The sequence below is a fragment of the Ferrimonas sp. SCSIO 43195 genome, from assembly GCF_023716685.1.
GTDB lineage: Bacteria > Pseudomonadota > Gammaproteobacteria > Enterobacterales > Shewanellaceae > Ferrimonas > Ferrimonas kyonanensis.
On record NZ_CP072679.1, the window covers coordinates 659,703 to 677,468 of the forward strand.

General features: G+C 55.3%; 18 protein-coding genes and 1 pseudogene. 16 read left to right on the forward strand and 3 right to left on the reverse strand.

The features are described from left to right. Positions 1-348: 348 nt before the first annotated feature. From J8Z22_RS03145 to J8Z22_RS03190, 10 genes are all read left to right on the forward strand, one after another. Entirely contained in the window at positions 349-2,370 is a 2,022-nt protein-coding gene (locus J8Z22_RS03145; RefSeq protein WP_028114201.1) for a cytochrome c3 family protein, read from the forward strand. A gap of 49 nt (positions 2,371-2,419) precedes the next feature. Then, complete coding sequence (locus J8Z22_RS03150) at positions 2,420-2,842, forward strand: rhodanese-like domain-containing protein (protein ID WP_028114200.1); 423 nt, start codon at positions 2,420-2,422, stop codon at positions 2,840-2,842. A 36-nt stretch (positions 2,843-2,878) separates the two neighbouring features. Further along, a complete protein-coding gene (locus tag J8Z22_RS03155) occupies positions 2,879-3,664 on the forward strand; it encodes an FKBP-type peptidyl-prolyl cis-trans isomerase (RefSeq protein WP_252008738.1) in 786 nt (261 codons plus the stop codon). Positions 3,665-3,707: 43 nt separating this feature from the next. Then, entirely contained in the window at positions 3,708-4,421 is a 714-nt protein-coding gene (locus J8Z22_RS03160) for a hypothetical protein (RefSeq protein ID WP_252008739.1), read from the forward strand. A gap of 99 nt (positions 4,422-4,520) precedes the next feature. Then, positions 4,521-5,186 (forward strand): 4Fe-4S dicluster domain-containing protein, encoded by a 666-nt coding sequence (locus J8Z22_RS03165; RefSeq protein WP_051252838.1) that lies wholly within the window; start codon positions 4,521-4,523, stop codon positions 5,184-5,186. Between the two features lie 5 nt (positions 5,187-5,191). Further along, on the forward strand, positions 5,192-6,136 hold the full coding sequence (gene nrfD / locus J8Z22_RS03170) for an NrfD/PsrC family molybdoenzyme membrane anchor subunit (RefSeq protein WP_028114197.1): 945 nt from the start codon (positions 5,192-5,194) through the stop codon (positions 6,134-6,136). A gap of 49 nt (positions 6,137-6,185) precedes the next feature. After that, on the forward strand, positions 6,186-6,713 hold the full coding sequence (locus J8Z22_RS03175; RefSeq protein WP_028114196.1) for a nitrous oxide reductase accessory protein NosL: 528 nt from the start codon (positions 6,186-6,188) through the stop codon (positions 6,711-6,713). A gap of 114 nt (positions 6,714-6,827) precedes the next feature. Beyond that, positions 6,828-8,048, forward strand: a complete 1,221-nt coding sequence (gene nosD, locus J8Z22_RS03180) for a nitrous oxide reductase family maturation protein NosD (protein ID WP_252008740.1) — start codon at positions 6,828-6,830, stop codon at positions 8,046-8,048. Next, positions 8,045-8,953, forward strand: a complete 909-nt coding sequence (locus J8Z22_RS03185; protein WP_028114195.1) for an ABC transporter ATP-binding protein — start codon at positions 8,045-8,047, stop codon at positions 8,951-8,953. The genes nosD and J8Z22_RS03185 overlap by 4 nt, the downstream gene beginning before the upstream one ends. Beyond that, positions 8,953-9,774: an ABC transporter permease gene (locus J8Z22_RS03190; RefSeq protein WP_035416181.1), complete on the forward strand. Its 822-nt coding sequence runs from the start codon at positions 8,953-8,955 to the stop codon at positions 9,772-9,774. The genes J8Z22_RS03185 and J8Z22_RS03190 overlap by 1 nt, the downstream gene beginning before the upstream one ends. A gap of 34 nt (positions 9,775-9,808) precedes the next feature. Here J8Z22_RS03190 and J8Z22_RS03195 read toward each other — a convergent pair whose 3' ends face one another. Together J8Z22_RS03195 and mutY are read right to left on the reverse strand one after the other, a co-directional pair. Next, positions 9,809-10,084 (reverse strand): oxidative damage protection protein, encoded by a 276-nt coding sequence (locus J8Z22_RS03195; protein ID WP_028114193.1) that lies wholly within the window; start codon positions 10,082-10,084, stop codon positions 9,809-9,811. Between the two features lie 56 nt (positions 10,085-10,140). Beyond that, on the reverse strand, positions 10,141-11,184 hold the full coding sequence (gene mutY, locus J8Z22_RS03200) for an A/G-specific adenine glycosylase (protein ID WP_156897093.1): 1,044 nt from the start codon (positions 11,182-11,184) through the stop codon (positions 10,141-10,143). A 90-nt stretch (positions 11,185-11,274) separates the two neighbouring features. Between mutY and trmB the strand changes: the two genes are divergently transcribed. The 6 genes and pseudogenes from trmB (at position 11,275) to J8Z22_RS03225 (ending at position 15,236) form a co-directional block, all read left to right on the forward strand. Continuing rightward, a complete protein-coding gene (trmB, locus tag J8Z22_RS03205; RefSeq protein ID WP_252008741.1) occupies positions 11,275-11,988 on the forward strand; it encodes a tRNA (guanosine(46)-N7)-methyltransferase TrmB in 714 nt (237 codons plus the stop codon). A gap of 11 nt (positions 11,989-11,999) precedes the next feature. After that, complete coding sequence (locus J8Z22_RS03210; protein ID WP_245595618.1) at positions 12,000-12,341, forward strand: YggL family protein; 342 nt, start codon at positions 12,000-12,002, stop codon at positions 12,339-12,341. Beyond that, entirely contained in the window at positions 12,341-13,255 is a 915-nt protein-coding gene (glsB, locus tag J8Z22_RS03215; RefSeq protein WP_252008743.1) for a glutaminase B, read from the forward strand. Before J8Z22_RS03210 ends, glsB begins: the two co-directional genes overlap by 1 nt. Before the next feature lie 151 nt (positions 13,256-13,406). Further along, a complete protein-coding gene (locus tag J8Z22_RS03220; protein WP_252008745.1) occupies positions 13,407-14,210 on the forward strand; it encodes a DUF2884 family protein in 804 nt (267 codons plus the stop codon). 96 nt (positions 14,211-14,306) lie between these two features. Beyond that, positions 14,307-14,438 (forward strand): annotated as a pseudogene (locus tag J8Z22_RS22190) (LysR family transcriptional regulator); the annotation flags it as partial. Between the two features lie 192 nt (positions 14,439-14,630). Continuing rightward, positions 14,631-15,236 (forward strand): substrate binding domain-containing protein, encoded by a 606-nt coding sequence (locus tag J8Z22_RS03225; RefSeq protein ID WP_371878125.1) that lies wholly within the window; start codon positions 14,631-14,633, stop codon positions 15,234-15,236. A gap of 597 nt (positions 15,237-15,833) precedes the next feature. Here the strand turns inward: J8Z22_RS03225 and J8Z22_RS03230 are convergent. Beyond that, positions 15,834-17,687, reverse strand: a complete 1,854-nt coding sequence (locus J8Z22_RS03230; RefSeq protein ID WP_252008747.1) for a DUF885 family protein — start codon at positions 17,685-17,687, stop codon at positions 15,834-15,836. Positions 17,688-17,766 lie beyond the last annotated feature (79 nt).

Genomic DNA, 17,766 nt, shown 5'->3' on the forward strand with positions numbered 1-17,766 from the left:
GTGACGGTGATCGCACAAATCTTAAATCTTCGAAGTGACCATGACTGCACCCGGTTTTTTGATCTTTTTTGCCGGTGAAGGAAGGACAAAAAGGCCTCTTTAATCATCATTGAATTGCTTTTATTTATTTTTATCCAATTGAATTTATTAACTTTATTTGGCTTTATTTTTGACTGCAAGGTTTGAGTTCTAAAGCGCGTGGTGACTGTGGTTAAGCTCCGGTTTCCTTCGGTCCGTTTCTGGTCTTATAGCGGCGTTTCTTGGATTGAATTGATTCGAAACCGGTGCCGGCCTCAGCAAGAACGGCTGCACCAGGCAAGGAACAATAACCTTTTGTAGGAGATAATGATGAAAGGCTGGAAATTGAAGGCGTCATTGGCCGCCTTGATCTGTGTTGGTGCGGCAGGATCTGCCTCTGCATCCGATGCAGCTCAGAGTAGCCAAGGCTACAAACAATCGCCTCAGGCTCAGATGATCATGGGTAACCCCGATGGCACTGAGGAGAAGAAGGGCGTAAAGAGCCTGCACGACTACATTGTGCAGGAGAAAGAGCTGTGGGACTTCCTGTTTGAGAACCACCCGGTGTTCAAAACCTATGCACCGGAAGGCCGCATGGTGGGTAAGCCACACATCTCCGACCGGGGTGAAGAGTATCTGCATACCGGTAATTCCGAGGACTACAGTGCCAAGAATGGCCGCCCGATGGCGGTTCAGTACCGTTTGGGTGCCAAGTCTATTCTGGACTATCCCAATAAGTTTATTGGCCCAGAAAAGTGCGGCGAGTGTCACGGCGTTCAGTATGAGAAGTGGAAACGCTCCCGCCACGCCAAAGTGGTTCGCTTCCCCGATGAGATGGAAGAGGTCGGTGGTGATCTGAGCAAGGGGATGTTTGGCACCGATGTGACCATTCTGCCTGAGGGGATCACCGAAGATTCCATCTACGCAGTAATCGGCACTCCGCGAACCAAGTACGGCTTCATTGACGCCTGGTTGGTGCGCGGTTCTTACCACGTAAAAGATGGTCTACTGAAAGACGGAACCGGCACCCTGCATGCCGGTGGTAATCAGTTCTCGGTTAACTGGCTGACCTTCCTGACTCCAGAAAAGGCTCGCGAAATCAAGGAAGTGATTCCTGAGTTCCCGGCAACTATGGAAGAGTTTGGTGATTCTGGCTCCGATACCTGGGGGGTGAACTCCTATGGTGCCAAGAAGGATAAAGAGTTTCTGTTCCAGCCGGCATCTTCCTACTGTGAGATGTGCCATACCTTTAAGTTCGACTTCCAGAACAAGCAGGAGTTTTTCGACGCCCTCGGCGATCCGAAGAAGCTACGTGAACACACCATCTCCAAAGGCATCTCCTGTGAAGAGTGTCACGGCGCCGGTGCTCACCTGGATGGCGGTGTCGGCGGTGGCATGCCGTCTAACTGTGAACGCTGTCACCAGCGCTTCAACTACGTGGCAGAGATGGCCGAAGGCCCGAATGCTAAGCCGGAAGATGCGTTCAGTGTGAAGATGAAGGGCTCCTGCCCATCCTGTGGTACCGAGGGTGGTCAGATGTTCAACTCCAAGCACTATGACAAGGGTATGCGCTGCTCCACCTGTCACGATCCTCATGAAGTGACTGATGGCAACTACCTGTCTGGCTTCACCAAGACCAAGATCAAGAAGGACTGCGCCGATTGTCACCAGGCCCAGGCTGAATTCCACAAGTCTTCGGCGCCTCACGCCGACAACGACTGTACCTCTTGCCACATGCCCAACATGGGCAGCTGTGAGAAGTTCACCGCGATTCAGTTCAACGATCAGGCTGGTTTCGACAACGTTCGAGCTTCCCACATCTGGAACATCGAAGTTTCCCCGACTAAGAAGACGCTGAATCCGCCGGAAGGTCTGCCTCGCAAGGCGACCACCAAAGGCTGGACCGTGGCTCAGGATGAAGAGGGTTATTCCTACCTGGATCTGATGTGGACCTGTGCCCGTACTTCGGCGCTGGACCTGACCGTTGTCAACGGCAAAGGCTGTCACAGCCAGTTCCAGTCCGAACTGGATGAAGGCCTGCACTTCGAAGACCAGATCGAGATCTACGGTGAAGTGATGAAGTGGCAGGAGCCAGTGAAAGAGACCCACGCCAAGGTGGTGAAGCAGATCAGCCGCATCGATGAGCTGATGAATGTGACCCGCCTGTCGGTCTCTGACAAGGCCAAGGTGCTGATGATGGTCGATAAGGCCCGTGAAGCCGCTGCCAAGGTTGAAAAAGACGGCTCCTGGGGTGTCCATGGACCGACGCTGGCGAAGCGGATGATGAGTGATGCCTGGATCTACGTTCAGGAAGCTCAGGCCATCATGGATGAAGCCGGTTACAACCAGTAATACCGACGTGCCCCCGGCGTAGTGTCGGGGGCGATTTAAGGAACTGACTATGCAACGACTCATGACTGCGGCGACTCTGGCTTTGGCCCTGCTGGCCCCGTCGACGCTGGCCGGTGGCGCCGACGAGATACGGCCTGCCGACGATTACCGGATGGAACTGAACTACATCAGCATGCAGGAAGCGGAACAGCTGGTCGGTAACAAAGAGGTGTACTTCTTTGATGTAAATACCCTTGAGCTGTGGGCAGAAGGTTTCATTCCCGGAGCGGTTCATTTCTTTACCGAAGACTGGAAGTCCCTGCTGCCAGAAGACAAAAACGCCCAGATGATCTTTTACTGCGCCAACCGTCTTTGTAATGCCAGTGAAATTGCGGCGTTTTCGGTGATGCAGCTGGGTTACACCAACGTCAGACAGATGCCCGACGGCATCTATGGGTGGCGAATGTCAGGACGCCCGACTGAAAAGCCCTAACCCTGAAACTAACTCCCGAGTTCAAGAGAGAACGTGATGAAGATGATTGCAAAACCAATGATGATTTCCCTGGCTGTGGCCGTGTGTTTCAGCACTTCGGTTGTGGCCAAACAGGAGCAGACGCTCAGCCAAGAGTCCTATGCCATCGGCGCGTCTTTGGGGAAGTACCTCAATGGACAGATTGTGACCCAGAAAGAGTTCGGCCTGGATGTGGAGCTGGAGCAGATCGTTCAGGGGTTTACCGATGCGGTGAATGGTGACCTGAAACTGGATAACGATGCTCTGGTGGATGTGCTGAATGCTCGGGCCAAAGTGCTCAATGAAGTGAAAAAACAGCGCCGCGACGCCCTGGTGGCGGAAGTGGCTCAGGCCTCGGTGGATTACCTCGATGAAAACCGCGCCAAAGAGGGCGTATCGGTGACCGAATCCGGCTTGCAGTATGAAGTGCTGGTTCAGGGCCAGGGCGACAAGCCGGCCCGCGAAGATGCGGTTACCGTGCATTACAAAGGCCAGTTGATCGATGGCACGGTGTTTCAGGATACCCATGAAGCGGGTGAGCCGAAACAGGTGGCGCTGATCAACTCCATCGCTGGCTGGGAAGAGGGGCTGCAACTGATGCCCGTCGGTTCAACCTACCGCTTTACCATTCCGGCGGAACTGGCTTATGGCACCGAAGGCATGGGGGTGATTCCCGGCGGTGCGGCGGTGGTGTTTGAGATCGAGTTGATCGATTCCAACAAGCCTGGTCAGTCCCACCAAGGCATGGGAATGAGCATGGGCATGGGCAATGCCGGCATGTCTGGCATGTTCCATCAGAAATAATCCGAATACGTCGATTCGAATCCGGGAAGGGCAGAGGACAGATATGATTAGCCTGGCTGTAGCAATGAGTGTGGTGCTGTTGGTGGTGACTTCCTTCATCATCGGTTATCACCTGCGGCTGACTGCACTGCTACCTACCATTGGCAACGCGAAGGCACCAACCGACGCTGCCAGTGGCTCAGCCTATGCTTCGATAATCAAGGGGACTCCCCTGATTATGCTGACCTTTCTCATCTTCTCATCCCTGCTGTTGTATTGGCACCTGGGGCGCTATTCAGACTGGAATCGTGCCATTCCCCAGGTTCGGGTCGACTACCTACTTCAGGCCGCCATCAATCAAAGCCGACTGAGTGCCGAGCAGCATCCTTTGGATCCTCAGGCTCAGTTGCGCTTGGTGGAGGACTACGCCGCCGGGGGGAAATACGCCGAGGCGGTGGATGTTCTGGACGCGCTACTGGCGCAGTCCGGCACTAGCCCCGACTTGCTGGGGCTGAAAGCGAAATACCTGTATTACCGCGACGGACGTCAACTGACACCGGAGGTCAACAGCCTGATTCGGTCGGCGTTGGAGCGGGATGACACTGAATTTACTGCACGGGAGTTGCTGGCCAGCCATGCCTACCGCCAGGGTCAGTATGACCTGGCCATCGAGCATTGGCAGCGGCTGTTGCAAGGCGATGTCGGCCTGGCTCAGAGACGGGCCATCGGCAATGCACTAACCCGGGCACAGGCAAAAATACTGACTGGTCAGCCCTGAGCCTGGGGGCAGTGATGGCGCAGCAGATAATAACGATAGAGATGGTTGGAGGATGATGTGAAACACATCGATTTACCGAGACGGAACCTGCTTAAGGGCATGGGCGCCGGCTCTCTGGCTGTGGCGACGGCGGGATGCGGATCGACGGATCCCGCAGTGGCCAAGTCCGGACCACATTACGTGATGCTGTTTGATCAGAGCAAGTGCGTCGGCTGTGGACGCTGCAAAGAGGCCTGCAACAAGGCCAATCACCTGCCGCAAGGAGTAGCGAGGCTGACCCTGGAGCGACAAAGTGATCGGGTGCCGGGAGCGGTGTGCCCCACCTGCGGTAAAACCGAATGCAACTGCCAGCGCAAATACGTACGGGTGTCGTGTCAGCAGTGCCAAAATGCCCCCTGTGTAATGGTTTGTCCAACAGGAGCCGCTTACCGAGACCCTAAGACCGGCATCGTGACCATGGATGCCGACAAGTGTGCCGGTTGTAAATATTGCATCGCCGCCTGCCCTTACAAGGTGCGGTACATCAATGAGGAGACCAAGGTCGCTGACAACTGCGATTTTTGTCTTCACAGCAAGCTGGCCCAAGGTGAGCTGCCTGGCTGTGTGTCGCAGTGCAAGTTTAAAGCCCTGGTGTTTGGGGATGCCAACGATCCGGACTCCTACGTCAGCAAACTGTTGGCGGTGAAAAATACCAGCCGGGTTAAGCCGCACCTCGGTACCGAACCGAGCCTGCACTACATCGCCATTACCAAGCCTGAGGTGTAACCATTATGAATGGAATCGATTTTTCCACCGGGCTGACCCAGGGCATCGCCTGGCCCTGGCCCATTGCCGTATACCTGTTTTTTGCCGGTATCTCCGGTGGTGCCCTGAGTGTGGCGTTACTGCTGCGTTTCTATAAACAGCAGCACAGCAATACCCCATTGCTGAAAGCAGCGACTTTGGTGGCGTTTGTCACCATCTGTCTGGGGATGTTGTGTTTGGTACTGGATCTTACCAATCCACTGTTTTTCTGGAAGATTCTTATCTATTACAACCTGAACTCGGTGATGTCCCTCGGGGTTATCGTGTTGATGGTGTACATCCCTCTGGCCGCAGTGATGGCGGCCATCGCCCTGCGGGATGAGCTGGTGGCCATTGAGCCGCTGGCCTGGCTGGCTCCGTGGCTGGATCGTCTGCTGGCCTGGCGCCGACCGATGGAGATGCTGGCACTGGTGCTGGCGGTGGCGGTGTGTGCCTATACCGGCTTCCTGATCTCGGCCCTTATCAGCTTTCCTATCATCAATACCTCACTGCTGCCGGCGCTGTTTATCGTTTCTGGTCTGTCTGCGGGGACGGCGATGGCCAAGATGGTGGCGGTTACCTGGTTTAAAGAACCGCTTCACAGCGCTGAGATGCAGCTGTTGCATGGCGCCGAGTGGCCGATCATGGCGGTGGAAGGGATGTTCCTGTTTATGCTCTTCAGTGGTTTGATTTTTGGTGATGCCACCAGTCAGGCCGCGACCGGAGCGTTTTCTCAGGGCGGTTGGTCCGGCCTGTTCTGGTTTGGTGTGGTGGGTCTCGGTTTTGCCCTGCCTTTGGTTGTGAATTTTGCATTCGGTCAACGATTTGCGCATTCCGCCAAGGCATTCTATCTGACAGGAGGCAGTGTGGTGAGTGGCATGATGTGCCTGCGTCTGTTCCTGTTGTATGCCGGTCAGATCTACACCATCTGATTATCAAAGAGTGGGGAGGTCTCCTCCCCCTGACGTATTGAGAGTTGTTATGCGAATCTTGCCATTTTTACTTGTTGCACTCGTTTTGTCCGGTTGTGGTCAGTCACAGGCGGAGTCCCCGACCGTAGCGGCACCGCAAGCCGCTGTGACCCACATCGATGAGCAGAGACGCTGTCATCAGTGTGGCATGTTCATTACCCGCTACCCTGGCCCGAAAGGGGTGGTTCAGCTCAAGGGCCAGCAGGCAGCGATGGCATTCTGCTCTACCGGCGATCTGTTCCAGTTCATTCTTCAGCCCCAGAATCAGCGCCAGGTGGCGCAAGTCTGGGTTCATGACCTGGCTCAGACCGATTGGGATAAGCCCGCCGACTCGGCTTTTATGGATGCCCACGAGGCCTGGTTCGTCACCGGCTCCTCCCGCAACGGCGCTATGGGCCCGACTCTGGCGAGTTTCAGTTCTGAAAATGTGGCCAACGCCTTTGCCAACTCCTACGGTGGCGAGGTGCTGCGTTTTGACCAGCTGACTCTGGATAACCTTGGCACCATGGGCGGCCATGGGCACAAGCATAATCACTAAGGGTTGGCGATGATTTCGAGTGGCTTCCGGTTATCTCATTGGCTGTTGTGGGCATCTTGTCTGTTACTGTCTCTCCCTCACACCTGTGAGGCCGCTCATTTTTCTGTATCCACCGTGCCGCAGTTGCAGCAGGCGCTGGGCCAGGCTGGTGCCGGAGACCAATTGTCGCTGGCACCAGGGGTGTATCGTACTCAACTGCGTATTGATAAGCCCCTGACCCTGACAGGCCCTGCCAGTGCCATTATCGATGCTGGCGGTCAGGGCAGTGCCATTGTTGTTGCCAGTGATGATGTTCGCATCGACGGCCTGACCATTCGGAACTGGGGCGCGGATCTGTATCAACTCGATGCTGGTATTCGCGGTCGAGAGGTTTCCCGGATTCAGGTGGTCAATGCCCAGCTTAAGGGACCGGGTTTTGGGATTCGGTTTGATAAGGGCGAAGGGTTTGAGCTGCTGGGCAATCGCATCGAAGGGGATCGCAGCTCGCGGGTGATCGAACGGGGCGACGGCATCTACCTGAAAGGCACGGGGCCTGCCCGCATCACCAATAACCGGCTGGTTGGCGGTCGAGATGGTGTCTATGTGGAGTCCTGTTCCGGGGTGGACATCGATGATAACCGCATGAGTGAGCAGCAGTATCCGGTTCATTACATGTACGCCAAAGATTCTGGTGCCAGCGGCAATGACAGCTGGGATGTGGTGGGCGGCTACGCCATCATGGGGTCGCAGCGGATCAAGGTTATCGGTAACCGGGTTCGTGATGCCATAGAGTTTGGTGTGTTGCTGAACATCACGAATGACTCCGTCGTTCGGCATAACTACGTATCCGGAGTGTCGAACCCCAGGGCTGCAGAAGTGTTTGACGGTGAGGGAAAAGGGGTTTTTATCTATGGCGCTCGTGATAACGAGATCAGCAGCAACCACTTTCAGTCCTCGCAGATAGGCATCTCCATGGCCATGGGGGGCGAGGGTAACCTCATCTATGACAACCTGTTTATTCATAACACCGTTCAGGTGAAGTACGTCGGTGAGCATGTGCTGGACTGGAGTCATCGAGGGGTGGGAAATTTCTGGAGCAGTTATTCTGGCTGGGACCTGGATGGCGATGGCATCGGCGACCAGAGCTATCGTCCCAATGATGCCCTGGACCGATTGTTTTGGATCTACCCGGAAGGGAGGTTCTTGATGGACAGCCCGGTAGTCAGCGTTCTGCGCTGGCTGGAACAGCAATTTCAAACTGCAGACAGCGCGGGAATCAGCGATCACCGGCCCAAGATGGTGCCGCAATGGCAATGGCAGCCGCAGAGGTCTGCCAGTTGGAGTAATGAACAATGACAGACAGTGCCGTAACCGTCAGTGGCGCGGTGAAACGTTTTTCCGGAGTGAACGCCTTAAACGGCGTCAGCCTGGAGTTGCAACACGGGCAGCTACTGGGGTTACTGGGTCACAACGGCGCCGGTAAGACCACCCTGATTAAGTTGATTCTCGGCCTTAATCGTCCCGATGAAGGGACGGTGAGGGTGCTGGGCCAGGATCCTGCGCTGGCGGCCAACCGCGCCGGACTCTCCATCGGTTACTTGCCGGAACATGTCAGCCTGTATGACAACCTTAGCGGACTGGAATTGTTGACCTATTTTGCCCGTTTGCGGGGCATTGGCGGCGAGCGGGTGGAGGAGGTTCTTGAGCAGTTGCAATTGGCCCATGCTCAGTCCCGAAAGGTTAGAACCTACTCCAAGGGGATGCGGCAGCGGCTGGGTCTGGCCCAGGCGATTCTGGCCAAGCCCAGGGTGTTGATCCTCGATGAGCCCACCGTCGGCCTGGATCCTCAGGCGTCGGCGATGCTGTATCAGCAGGTGGCGGGCCTTCGGCAGCAGGGCTGTGCGGTGATCATCTGTACCCATGAGTTGACGTTGATTGATAAACATCTGGACAGTGCCTTGATACTGGCCAAAGGTCGGGCGGTGGCACAAGGCAGCATCTGGGAGCTGCGCCAGAAGCATCGATTGCCGACCCGGGTCGAAGTGGCCGGAGCGGAGCGGCTGGCAGGCAGGGATATGCAGTTGGCGGCGCTCTATGACCCGATAGAACAGGCATTCATGGTTCCCGATGGCATGCGAAAGCCTTTGCTGGAGAGGTTGATTCATCAACATGGCGTGTTTGATTTTAATGTGTTGCCACCGTCGTTGCCGCAGATCTATCACGATTGCCAGCATCAGGCGTTGGCTGAGGAGGTGGCCTGATGTCCAGCCCGGTTCTGATCGTTGCCCATAAAGAGTTTATTGACGGCTTTCGTCATCGTTGGTTGCTGTTTGCTTCGCTGATTTTCGCCTTGTTGTCATTGGCGGTGGCATTTCTGGGATCGGCGGTGAACGGTCAGTTGGTGGCGCCACAGCTGGCACCGACCATCTCTGCTTTGGCGACCCTGGCGGCCTTTATTATTCCACTGATTGCCCTGCTGTTGGGGCACGACAGTTTTGTGGGTGAACAGGAGGGGGGCACCCTGCTGCTGTTGCTGTCCTACCCCATCAGTCGAGGCCAGTTGCTGTTGGGTAAATTCCTTGGTCAGGGTGCCATTCTGGCGGTGACCTGTTTACTGGGCTTTGGGGTGACGGCGATTGCCATGGGGGTGAGTATGGGCGCCGAACAGGCAGCGGCGGTAATGTCGGCGTTTGCGCTGTTTATTACCAGCGCCACCCTGTTGTCCTGGGTGTTCCTGTTGCTGAGTTACCTGGTCAGCTTGTGGGCCAGTACCAAGGGGCGGGCGGTGGCCGTAGGACTGTTGCTGTGGTTCTTGTTGGTGCTGCTGTACGACCTGGTGCTGCTGGCGATGATCGTCGCCGAAGGCGGGGAGTTGTGGGTTAAGGGACTGATTCTGGCCAATCCGGTGGATCTGTTCCGGTTGTCTAATCTGCTGTACGTGGGCCACGACTCGGTGATGGGCGTACTCAGCGTGGTGACCGCTTCCAGTTTTAGCTTCGGGCTGATGCTGGTGTTGATGTTGGCTTGGTTGTCACTGGGGCTGGTTGCGACCCGGGCCCTGTTTCAGACCCGGACCATCTGATAAAAAAACAGCCCGCCATTGCGGGCTGTTATTGCTATTCGCTTTCCGGCGGCCGGTAGCCTTCAATTTCGACGTCTTTGCCTTCAAACAGGAAGGCGGTCATGTGTCCTTCCAGCATCTGTCGATGCTCCGGGTTCATCATGTTGAGCTTGTGCTCGTTGATCAGCATGGTCTGCTTTTTCTGCCACAGGCCAAACGCTTCTTTGGAGATGTTGTCGAAGATCTTTTTACCCAGTTCGCCCGGGTACAGCTGAAAATCCAAGCCATCAGCTTCTTTGTTCAGGTATTGGCAAAATACGGTGCGTGCCATGGTCGTATCCTTAGCAGATTGATTGCTGTCTTTATATCAAATTCGGGGCCTGAAAACTAACTCAGGCCACCGGTCGCCAGTTTCGTCAGCAGGGTTTCGGTGGGGGCTGGCAGCCCGACCTGCAGAGGCTCATTGAGGGAAAACCAGCGCGGGCCGGCTTCGGCTATCAGGCCAGCGGTTGAGGTCAGTTCCAGCAACAGTGGCTGAATGTGCAGGTGGTAGTGACTGAAGGTATGGCGAAAGCCGGTCAAGGGGCGACAGTGATTCTCGAGTCGCTGTTGGCTCAGGTAGTCGTCGAGTTGCTGTTGAGTCTCAAACTGAGGAAAACACCACAGCCCACCCCAGATCCCCGATGGCGGTCGTTGCTCCAGCAGTACTCGGTTGTCATGGACCAGAATCAGTTGCAGACAGTGTTTTTCCGGCTTGTCTTTTTTAGGTTTTTTCCCCGGATACTCGGCCATGGTGTTGCTGAGATAGGCGCGGCAATCCTGATTGAGGGGGCAGCGCTGACAGTCAGGCTTGCTGCGGGTGCAAACCATGGCGCCAAGGTCCATCATCGCCTGGTTATAGGCTTGAATTCCCTCACTGGGCGTGCATTGCTCTGAGGTTTGCCACAACGCGTTTTCCACCGCTTTTTTACCCGGCCAGCCGCTAATGGCCCGATGGCGGGCCAGTACCCGTTTGACGTTGCCATCGAGAATCGGGTGAGTCTGTCCCAGAGACAGTGATAACACCGCTCCGGCGGTGGAGCGACCGATGCCAGGCAGGGCCATGACTCGTTCGATGTCGGTGGGGAACTGGCCCTGATGCTCTGTCAGCATTTGCTTGGCGGCGGCGTGCAGGTTGCGGGCGCGGGCGTAATACCCCAGCCCGGTCCAGTGATGCAGCACATCGTCCACCGGTGCTTGAGCCAGAGACTCGATGTCCGGAAAGCGCTGCATGAATCTCAGGAAGTACGGGATCACTGTGGTGACCTGAGTTTGTTGCAACATAATCTCTGAGATCCATACTCTGTATGGGCTTTTTTGCTGCTGCCAGGGCAGCGTTTTACGCCCGGCGAGCTGGTACCACTCAATCACCCTTTCAGAAAATGGTTTCATGCTCGCTTCCATCGATTATCTACCTAAATTACAATTGCCGCTTTTCGGCGTCACAGTGTAACGCCTGAGGCATACCGCGAGAAGGTTGAGATGACTGAAGTGCAAAAGCCAGAGCTGCCCGAGGGCAAGCATCACCGCCGTGTGCGGTCTTATGTAAAACGGGAAGGGCGGATGACCAAAGGTCAGGCCCGGGCGATGGAAATTTACTGGCCTACCATGGGGTTAGAGCATGGTAACGGCTTGGTTGACTTGGCCGAAGAGTTCGGCCGGGATGCCCCGGTGGTGCTGGAAATTGGCTTCGGCATGGGCAAGTCGCTGGTGGAAATGGCGGCGGCCGAACCGGATAAAGATTTTATCGGTATTGAGGTGCACGGACCCGGAGTCGGTGCTTGTCTGATGGCGGCCGAGGAGCAGGAGGTCAAAAACCTGCGGGTGTTTGAGCATGACGCTGTCGAAATTCTGGCCGATTGCATTAAAGATGAGTCATTGGATCGGGTGCAATTGTACTTCCCTGATCCGTGGCACAAAAAGCGCCACCACAAACGTCGTATTGTGCAGCCTGAGTTTATTGAAACCGTGCGCCGTAAATTGAAAGTCGGCGGCGTGTTCCATATGGCCACAGACTGGGAGCACTACTCTGAGCATATGCTGGAAGAGATGAATGAAGCGCCCGGATTTACCAACACCGCCGCCGACGGGACCTTTGTGCCTCGTCCGGATTTTCGACCATTAACCAAATTTGAAGCCCGTGGCCAGCGCCTGGGCCATGGAGTTTGGGATTTGATTTTCGCCCGTAGCGAGTAGGAGAGACACCGATGACCATGATTCCAACAGCCAAGAACCGTAGCCGTCGTTTGCGCAAGAAGATGCGTATCGATGAGTTTCAGGAACTGGGCTTTGATTTGAGCTGGCGTTTCAATGATGACGTCAGCGAAGAGCAGATTGATGCTTTGGTCGACCAGTTGATCGCCGAAGTGATCGAACCGCAAGCGCTGGGTTTCTCCGGTGGCGGCCATAAAGAGTGGGATGGCATTATCTGCACCCAGAAGTTGGGTAAGTGCACCGAGGCCCATCGCCAGGCCATTGAAGCTTTTTTTGCCGATAAGCCAGTCAGCGACGTGAAAACCTCCGAGTTGTACGACATCTGGTGGGGATAGTGCCTGACAAGGCGTTGTTGCAGAGCATCCACGCCGAAGCCCTGCCCTTAATCGGGCAGGGTCATGTCGCCAACTACATTCCGGCGTTGGCCGGGGTGTCGGCCAACCGCCTCGGCATTGCCATATGCAGGGCCGATGGTGGGGTGATCGGAGCCGGTGATTACCTGGAACCGTTTTCCATTCAGAGCATCTCCAAGGTGTTTTCTCTGGTGCAGGCGATGACCCTGTACGAAGAGCAGGATATGTGGAGCCGGGTAGGCAAAGAGCCCTCGGGTAATCCGTTTAATTCGTTAGTTCAGCTTGAGTTTGAGCACGGTATTCCCCGAAACCCCTTTATCAATGCCGGCGCCCTGGTGGTAGCGGACATGTTGCAGGGACGATTGTCGGCACCTAAGCATCGAATGTTGGAGTTGGTGCGTGAGTTGTCGGGAAACCCCAATATCTATTCCGATAAGGTGGTGGCGAAATCCGAGTATGAACACTCGGCCCGTAATGCCGCCATCTGTTATTTGATGAAGTCTTTTGGCAACTTCGAAAACGACGTCGATGACGTGATGAAGAGCTACTTCAATCACTGCGCCATTCGCATGAGTTGTGCCGATTTAGCCCGGGCCTTTTTCTTTCTGGCCAACAAAGGGGTCAGCCTGGATGGGAGACGCTTGATCGGTGAGCGCCATAGCCGCCAGATTAACGCCTTGCTGGCCACCAGTGGTCTCTATGACGGTGCCGGAGAGTTTGCTTACCGGGTGGGAATGCCGGGTAAAAGCGGCGTTGGCGGTGGCATCGTGGCGGTGATCCCCGGTGAGATGAGCGTCTGTGTCTGGTCTCCTGAGCTGGATGAATCCGGTAACTCTCTGGCGGGCACCCGCATGCTGGAGTTAATGGCCAAGCGGCTCGAACGGTCAATCTTCTAACTGCCTAACGGGTGGTTATTTCGACCAAATTGTGGTTATTTCTCCACTTTTCTTCATTGATAGTTATTTTAACCGTTTGAATTAAAAGGGTTAATATCTTTGGCCCGATTCTGGCATCGCATTTCTCAGTTCACACTTATGGAGCAGAGCGATGACATTTTCGGGCCAGGTTGGCGTTGTACTTCTTTCTTCTACCTTGTTTTGTGCCGCGGCCAACGCCAGCGAGTGCAACTTCTCTTTTAATCACGACCTGATAGTCAGTGACAGCGTGCTCGAATTGCAGGAGCAGGGCAAAACCCTGTATCGCTTTGAAGACGGTGAGTTAGTCATCGATGGCAAGGTACAGGATCTGGACGGCGATCAGCGTCGGGCCTTGTCACAGTTTCAGCAGGCCTATTATCGGCAGATGCCAGCCACCATGGAGTTGGTGGATGAGGCGCTGAGGATGGCCGGTGTGGCACTGGACACCATTTCGGTGCAGTTGCAGGAGATGGGCATCGACGCCGCCAGCTTGCAGGGGATGATGGATACCATTGCCGAGTCAGTGAATCAAAAGGTGGCACGGGAAGACGGTTCCTATCGAGTGGTGTCCGGTGACTTTGATCAGTTTGGCGACCAATTCGATCAGCAGTTTGAGCAGCAACTGGAGCAGGCGATCACCCAGTCCATGGGCAGTCTGATGATGACTCTGGGAGCGGAAATGATGAACGGTGACAGTGGCAGTTTCGAACAGAAGATGGAGGAGTTTGGTCAGCGTATGGAGCGCATGGGTGAAGAGATCGAGCAGCAGTTTCAAGGACAGGAACAGCATTTTGAAGCCTGGGCCGAACGGGTCTGCACTCAATGGCAGCAACTGGATGAGATGGAAGATCAACTGATGGAACAGGTGCCGCAGTTGCAGAAATACGACCAGCTTAAGATCGAGGGTCAATCCCTGGCGTCAACGTGGTTCTGATGGGCAAATAATCTCCCTTGTTGCGGCATGCCTGGCATTGCCGCTTTTTTTTTGTCGGCTAAAAGGGTTCAATGTACGGGTTAACCGGAGAGTGTCATGCGAGAGTTGTTAGAACCCATAGTGATTTACACCCATGTTGTCCGAGCCCAGGGATTTTCTGCGGCGGCGCGACGGTTGGGCATTTCCAAATCCAAAGTCAGCAGCCAGGTAAGCTTGTTGGAACAGCAGATGGGCGTGCAGTTGGTGCAGCGTACCACCCGCTCCCTGAGCCTGACCGAAGCTGGCGAGACTCTGTATCGTCATGGTGAGTCGATTATCCGTGAAGTGGACTCGGCGGTGGCCAACGTCCAGAGTCTGCACCATGAGATTCGTGGCGTGCTTAGAGTCGGCATAACCCAGGCCTTTGGTGCCATGCACCTGATGCCGTTGATACCGGACTTTATGTCCCGCTACCCCAACCTGGAGCTGGAAATCAGTTTCCTGGATCACAAGGTAGACGTGGTCAACGAGGGGCTGGATTTGTTGCTGACCATGTCGGAACAGTTGCCGTTGGGGATGGTGGCCCGGCCGCTGATGGATTGCCGATTTGTGCTGGTGGCGTCGCCAGACTACCTGGCAAAGCATGGCGTGCCTCGGACTCCCGACGATTTAGTTCAGCATAACTGCTTGGTTTATAAGAGTGAGTGGTACGAGCATGCGGTCTGGGAGTTTAAGCGTGGCAGTGATGAGAAGAAGATCCCGGTGAAGGGCAATTACCGGGTGGATGACGCACCGGCCTTGAAAGAGGTGGCTAAGAAGGGGCTGGGCATCGTCTACCTGTCTACTTATCTGCTGGAAAACGAGCTTCAGGAGGGCGACTTGATTCCGATTCTGACCGAATGGAGTCTGACTCACCCGCTGGCGCTGCAGGCGGTTTACCCGAGACGGCAGAACCTGGCTCCGAAAGTGCGGGCGTTTACTGACTTTGTGAAGGAGAGTTTAGGGGAGGTACCGCCCTGGGATCGAAAATTGGCGCTGTTATTGTAGCTATTTCTGGAAACATTGTTCTTAGGGTAAAACAATGGCGTGATCCCGGTCGTCCAAGTGGCGTAACCTGTTGATTTTAAACTCATGTAGATTCGACTTTAACTCAATTTGATGCGGGGTTGTTGCCTTGATGTTGGTTCATTAACATTGGTTGGCTTGCCAATTGTTCTGATATGAATACAATGCTTCACATCAGCCGAGATTGAAGCTTGTTGAAATTGACCCCTTCGATAAGCCAGCCGTTCAGTTTCGCTGTTGTGATGGAGAGTGACCTCGCGGTTCACCATCACAGGATTATTGAAATCCATCATCTGGAATTTTGGCCCCGGTCGGATCCGGGGCATTTTTCAGCGGCAGGATTACCCTCTGTACCCTACATAATAAAAAGCTCAAAAGCTTTAAGAGTGGTAGCCGGGCGATGGGCAGCGTCAAAAAACAAAAAAATAGCCCAATATAATAAAAAGAGATGGGAGAGCCGAAAGGCTCTCCCTTTTTCTTTGCCTGTCTGTTGGTAAACGGCGGCAGTCGTATCCAATATCCCGCCGTTCTATTGTTTGCTGTACGAAACAACCAAGCCAGTATTGGCCGTTGCAGTGACTAGCTGGCCTGATTTTTTACCCACGCCTGCACCTGTTGCTGCAGCACATTCAGGGGAACCGGGCCGTTGGCCAGAATCACATCATGAAAGCCTCGCAGGTCGAACTTGTCGCCCAGCTGTTGTTGGGCGTCGGAGCGTAATTGCAGAATCTTCAACATGCCAATTTTGTAGGCCGTGGCTTGAGAAGGCATAACGATGTAGCGCTCGATGGCTTTGACTACGTCGCCTTGTGGGTTGGGGGTGTTGTCGGCCAGGTAGTCGATGGCCTGCTGCCGAGTCCAGCGTTGGTCGTGAATGCCGGTGTCCACGACCAGCCGACAGGCGCGCCATAACTCCATGGCCAAGCGACCGAAATCCGAGTAGGGGTCCTGATAGAATCCCATCTCTTTAGGCAGGTATTCGGAGTACAGGCCCCAGCCTTCGATGTAGGCGGTGTAGCTGCCAAAGCGGCGAAACTTCGGCAGGGCTTGCAACTCCTGGGCGATGGCGATCTGCATGTGGTGGCCGGGGATGCCTTCATGGAAGGCCAGAGCCTCGAGTTGGTAGGTGGGCATGTCCGCCATCTGGTGCAGATTGGCGTAGAAGTAGCCGGGACGACTGCCGTCCGGCGATGGTTGCTGATAGAACGCCTTACCGGCCGACTTTTCCCGGAACGCCTCCACCTGACGCACCTCCAGTGCCGCTTTGGGCTTAATACCAAACACCGAGTCGAGTCGGGCTTGCATGGCATCGAGATAGTCCTCGGCTTGCTGTAGGTAGGCTTGCTTGCCTTGGGCGTCGTTACTCAGGTAAAACCCAGGATCGGTGCGCATAAAGGCGAAAAACTGCTGCAGACTGCCATTGAAGCCCACCTGTTTCTGGATTGACCGCATCTCTGCGTGGATACGGGCGACTTCAGCCAGCCCCAACTGATGAATTTCGTCGGCGCTCATGCCGGTACTGGTGGTCTGTTTCAGCGCGTGGGCATAGAAGGCCTGGCCGTCGGGAAACTTCCAGGCACCATCGTCGGTGCTGGCCTGCTGTTGCAGTTGTTGTACCTTGGTTATCAATTGTTGGTAACCGCGTCGCACTGGCCCGGTAAGGGCAGAGCTGGCCTGGGCCATTAAGGCGTCATGTTGAGATGGGGCCAGGTTCAAGGCATCGAGCTTGTTGTTGAAATCCTGCCACAGTATCGATTCCTGGCCGCTGTCATCGAAGGGAGAGCCCGTCAGGATATTGCGGCTGTCATCGAGCACGTACTCAAACACAAACTTGGGGGCAACGATGCCTTTCTGGCGGCGAATCTCCAATTGATCCACCACCTGAGCGAAACGCCGTTCCATGCCGTTCAGGCGTTGAATGTAGGCCTTGGCATCGTCGGTGTTGTCGATGGGGTGGCGATTGATCAGGAACGACGGGGTGGTGGATTGATAGCCGTACATCTGGTTGACCGGGTAGGTGTAGTGGCGCCAGCGGTAGTCGTCGATGTCGTCTTTAAGCTGCTGGGTCAGCAACCGGTAGCTTAAGGCGGTCTGGCCGCTGAGCCGGTCCGGATCCAGCTGTTGCAAGGTGGCCAGGTGGCGCTTATTGCGGGTTAGATCCTGCAGGTAGCGCTGCTCGCTGAGATCGTCCCATTGGTCCTGATCCTGTTTGATCCCCAGGTACGCCTGGGAGATAGGATTGGCCATCACGTTTTCCATGAAGATCTGTTCATACAGGGCTTCGGCGCGGGCATTGGCGGGGCTTTGCGGGGTGGCTAAGGGGGTGGTTGCCGAGTGGCGGTGGTCGTCACCATGGGCCAAGGCGGCGGCGCACGTCAGGTTAAGGGCGGCCACGATGGCCAGGGTGGCGTAGGTTGAGGTCGGGGCAAACACTGTGGCTCTCCATGCAGAATGATCCTGTCCCCACCGAAACGGGGATAGAGGCATGATGCACTGAGCGCGCAGTGGCTGC